We start from the raw sequence: 4,044 nt of genomic DNA, 5'->3' as shown, positions 1-4,044 counted from the left end.
GCCATAGAGCCGCGCCGCCTCGTCGCGATAGCGCTCGATCGCGTAGGGAATCTTCTCGGCCGCATAGAGCGCGAAATGGCCGTGCTGGCCGAGCATCGGCCCCAGCCCCGCCATCTGCCACATCACCCATTGGATCGTGGTGGAACGCCCGCGCAGATCGCTCGGCAGGAACCGCCCGGACTTCTCGGCCAGATAGATCAGGATCGCGCCCGTCTCGAACACCGAAAACGGTGCGCCGCCGTCGGCCGGCTCGTGATCGACGATTGCGGGAATGCGGTTGTTGGGGGAGATCGCCAGAAACTCAGGCGCGAACTGCTCGCCGGCACGGATGTTGACGGGCTTCACGGTGTAGGGAAGCCCAAGCTCCTCCAGCATGATCGAGATTTTCCAGCCGTTCGGCGTCGGCGCGTAATGGAGATCGATCACGAGCTTTCCTCTGGCCTTCCCCTTGGGCCTTCCCTGCCGTCGCCGCTGAATAGAGGGCGACTTTTGTTGTTCTGTACCTCGACGTTAAGACATGGCAGACAGAGGCGCAATCACAACCCGCCGGGAGGGACCCATGCTGTTTCCAACGACAATCGCCGGATCCTTGCCCAAGCCGGAATGGCTCGCGGAGCCGAACATGCTCTGGGCGCCCTGGAAGTCTGAAGGCGACGAGCTTTTCCGCGCCAAGCGCGATGCGACGCTGATCTGGCTGAAGATCCAGGAAGATGCCGGCATCGATATCGTGACCGAGGGCGAGCAGGCCCGCCAGCACTTCGTGCATGGGTTTCTCGAGAAGATCGAGGGGATCGATTTCGCTCACAAGGTCGAGATGGGCATTCGCAAGGACCGCTACAAGGCGATGGTGCCGCAGGTGGTCGCGCCGCTCCGGCTCAAGGAGCGCGTCCACGCCTTCGAGGCGCGCGTCGCCCGCACGCACACGAAAAAGAAACTGAAATTCACCCTGCCCGGCCCGATGACCATTATCGACACCATCGCCGACCGCTATTATGGCGACCGCATCAAGATGGCTTTCGCCTTCGCCGAGCTCTTGAACGAGGAGGCCAGGGCGTTGCAGGCCGACGGCGTCGATCTCGTGCAGTTCGACGAGCCCGCCTTCAACGTCTACATGGACGAGGTCAATGATTGGGGCATCAAGGCGCTGGAACGAGCGGCGCAAGGGCTGACCTGTACCACCGCCGTGCACATCTGCTACGGCTACGGCATCAAGGCCAACACCGACTGGAAGGAAACGTTAGGCAGCCAGTGGCGGCAGTACGAGCAGATCTTCCCGGCGATCGACGCCAGCCCGATTCAGCAGGTCGCGATCGAGTGCCGCAATTCGAAGGTGCCGCTCGACCTGCTCGCGCTGCTGAAGAACAAGATCGTTCAGGCCGGCGTCATCGACGTCGCCAGCGACACGGCCGAGACCGCGGAGGACGTCGTCAAGGTGATCGACGCGGTGTCGAAATTCGTGCCCAAGAGCAACATCATCGCCACCACCAATTGCGGCATGGCGCCGATGCGGCGCGAGATCGCCGAAGCCAAGCTGATGGCGCTCGGCGCCGGCGCCGCGCTAGCGCGCGAGAAGCTGGGGTGATCTAGCCTGACGCGGAGGGATGCAGCACCGGCCGGTAGCCGGCGCTCAGTGCGCGCAGTGTCGATGGCGGTGTCAGCAGCATTGGCTGCGTGAGGTCGGGTGTATCGGCCACATAGCCGGCCGCCGACCACAGGAGCGCCCGGCCCTGCACCACCAAAAAACTCCGTTCGCCCTGCTGCACCATGGCGCCATCGGGCAGTTCGGCAAGTGGCACCGGCAAGGCGTGCAGGCGCTTCGTGCCCCGATCCAGCCGCTCGCGGTGAAGTGCGGCATCCATCGCCTTGGCGCTGATCCCGGTCACCTCGTTCCCCCTCTCCCATGCAGCCCGAAACCGCTTGGCATCGTCGCGGCGGCAGAAGAAGCAGGGGCGGTGTCCTGCGGCAAAGGCGGTCGCCTCATCCAGGAAGAACAGCTCGGTCCAGCTTCGCCGCGCCATCACCGGCCGGCGCCAGCCGCGAAATTCACACAGGCAGGTGATCCAGGCCGGCGTCGACCAGCGCTTGTTGAGCAGCGTCTTCGTCGCGGGATCATGGATGATGCCGCGATTGCCGGTGAACATCCCCCGGTGCGGGGTGGCGATGATGTCGCCCAGCGGAGTGACGCGGTTTTGCAGAGGCATGGCTGCCTCTGCGCGTCACGCCGCGCCGTCGCGCAGCGGCGGGTGATAGGACAGCGCGGTGTCCCAGGGGAAGAAGATCCAGGTGTCCTGGGAGACTTCCGTGATGAACGTATCGACCAGCGGGCGGCCCTTCGGCTTGGCGTAGACGGTGGCGAAATGCGCATCCGGCAGCATCTCGCGCACCAGCTTGCCGGTCTTGCCGGTGTCGACGAGGTCGTCGACGATCAGGAGCCCCTTGCCGGTGCCGCCGCCGAGCTTCATCGCGGCGTCAGAGATGCCCTTGAGAACCTGGAGCTCGCCCTGCTTGTCGTGGTCGTAGCTGGCGATGCAGACCGTATCGATCACGCGCACCCCGAGCTCGCGCGCCACGATCGCTGCCGGCACCAGGCCGCCGCGGGTGATCGCGATCACCGCGTGGAACGGACCGACCTCGTTGAGCCGCCAGGTCAGCGCCCGGCAATCCCGGTGGAACTGGTCCCACGACACCGGAAAGGGCCGGCCGGCCCGTTCCTCTGCGCTCAATTGCGGTGTTTCACCAGCCATCGTCGTCTCCTGCCAATCATCGTCCGGCAGCCTTCTGCTACCGGGTGATGTTCAATCCCGCCAGCATTTCCTTCACCGCCGCCATCGCGGCGGCGAGCTTATCCGGATCGCGCGAGCGCACCACGAGGTTCGTGTTCGGCTTCTGCTCCTCGTCCATGAAGGGATAGCTGCCGATGATGGTGTCGGGATGCGCCGCGGCGATCGCCCGCAACGGGCTGCCGATGTCGCCTTCCCGCGCATTGGCGCGGACCGATTCGGACAGCATGCGGACACCGGATTTCAGCTTGGGCGCGACGATGTCCATCATCGCCTGCATGATCGAGGGGACACCGGCCATGACGATGACATTGCCGATCTTGAAGCCCGGCGCGAGGATAGTCGCGCTCTGGATCAACTCGGCACCATCAGGGATGCGGGCCATGCGCAACCGGGCCTCGTTGAGATCCTGCCCGCTCCAGCGCTCGCGGAAACGGGCGACCACTTCGGGATGGTGGTCGATGCCGACGCCGAACGCCTTGGCGACGCTGTCCGCGGTGATGTCGTCGTGGGTCGGTCCGATGCCACCTGTGGTGAAGACATAGGTGTAGCGTTGCCGCAGTGCATTCAACGCAGCGATGATGTCGTCCTCGTCGTCGGAGACGACCCGGACTTCCTTCAGGTCGATGCCGATATTGGTCAAATACTCGGCGATGAAGCCGATATTCTTGTCCTTGGTCCGGCCGGACAGGATTTCATCCCCGATGACCAGAATGCCCGCCGTGACGATCTCGCTCATACCTTAAGTCCCTCACCTCAAGTCCCGACTTTGCCGAGGTAACACGTTGAAGTCACGCGGTTTTGCTGCGGAAATAAGCAGTCCTCAGCCATTTTTTCAGGCACCGTCCCGGCCATAGCAGGCAAATGCCCTCTCTCCATGCTTATAGCGCTGGCCCGGCCCTTGCTACCTCCCTGGAGTCATGCACTCTTGCCGCATGGCCAGGACGTTGCGGCCTCCACCGGGGCTTGGCGACCTGTCTATGGCGCAACGCCTTGCGGAGAACAGTCGGGATCTATGGCAGTCGCGTTTGATGAGATGAATATTCCGGGCGGGGACCTTCGCCCCGCCTATCAGGAGCTGGCACGCTGGCTCAAGGAGACGCCTCCCGAGGCGCTCGAATATCGCCGCCAGGAGGCCGAGCTCCTGTTCCGCCGCATCGGCATCACCTTCGCGGTCTATGGCGAGTCCGAATCCACCGAGCGCTTGATTCCGTTTGACGTGATCCCGCGGATCATGTCCGGCAAGGAATGGACGGTGCTGGAG

General features: G+C 64.0%; 5 protein-coding genes and 1 pseudogene. 2 read left to right on the top strand and 4 right to left on the bottom strand.

Translation table 11 applies throughout. From position 1 onward, the window contains the following. The coding region (locus IF809_RS38110) for a glutathione S-transferase N-terminal domain-containing protein (protein ID WP_462840043.1) at window positions 1-426 on the bottom strand (426 nt) is incomplete at its 3' end. A gap of 133 nt (window positions 427-559) precedes the next feature. Here IF809_RS38110 and IF809_RS38105 point away from each other — a divergent pair. Further along, window positions 560-1,582: a methionine synthase gene (locus IF809_RS38105; RefSeq protein WP_462840042.1), complete on the top strand. Its 1,023-nt coding sequence runs from the start codon at window positions 560-562 to the stop codon at window positions 1,580-1,582. Window position 1,583: 1 nt separating this feature from the next. On the opposite strand, the gene IF809_RS38100 is transcribed toward IF809_RS38105, so the two are convergent. The 3 genes from IF809_RS38100 to IF809_RS38090 are packed head-to-tail and all read right to left on the bottom strand — an operon-like array spanning window position 1,584 to window position 3,519. Further along, window positions 1,584-2,201: a hypothetical protein gene (locus tag IF809_RS38100; RefSeq protein WP_462840041.1), complete on the bottom strand. Its 618-nt coding sequence runs from the start codon at window positions 2,199-2,201 to the stop codon at window positions 1,584-1,586. A 15-nt stretch (window positions 2,202-2,216) separates the two neighbouring features. Next, the gene (gene gpt, locus IF809_RS38095) at window positions 2,217-2,744 is read right to left on the bottom strand and encodes a xanthine phosphoribosyltransferase (protein WP_128965603.1); all 528 of its coding nucleotides are present in this window, start codon (window positions 2,742-2,744) and stop codon (window positions 2,217-2,219) included. 37 nt (window positions 2,745-2,781) lie between these two features. After that, a complete protein-coding gene (locus IF809_RS38090) occupies window positions 2,782-3,519 on the bottom strand; it encodes a competence/damage-inducible protein A (protein WP_128965602.1) in 738 nt (245 codons plus the stop codon). Window positions 3,520-3,795: 276 nt separating this feature from the next. On the opposite strand from IF809_RS38090, the pseudogene IF809_RS38085 reads away from it, so the two are divergent. Beyond that, window positions 3,796-4,044 (top strand): annotated as a pseudogene (locus IF809_RS38085) (circularly permuted type 2 ATP-grasp protein); the annotation flags it as partial.

The organism is Bradyrhizobium sp. UFLA06-24, from assembly GCF_054967145.1.
The sequence above is the reverse complement of the archived record's forward strand: the minus strand, read 5'-3'. Positions and strand labels throughout refer to the sequence as shown.

Coding starts and splice junctions, on each gene's coding strand:
- IF809_RS38105 (WP_462840042.1), top strand. CDS start 560: ATGCTGTTTCCAACGACAATCGCCGGATCCTTGCCCAAGCCGGAATGG.
- IF809_RS38100 (WP_462840041.1), bottom strand. CDS start 2,201: ATGCCTCTGCAAAACCGCGTCACTCCGCTGGGCGACATCATCGCCACC.
- gpt (WP_128965603.1), bottom strand. CDS start 2,744: ATGGCTGGTGAAACACCGCAATTGAGCGCAGAGGAACGGGCCGGCCGG.
- IF809_RS38090 (WP_128965602.1), bottom strand. CDS start 3,519: ATGAGCGAGATCGTCACGGCGGGCATTCTGGTCATCGGGGATGAAATC.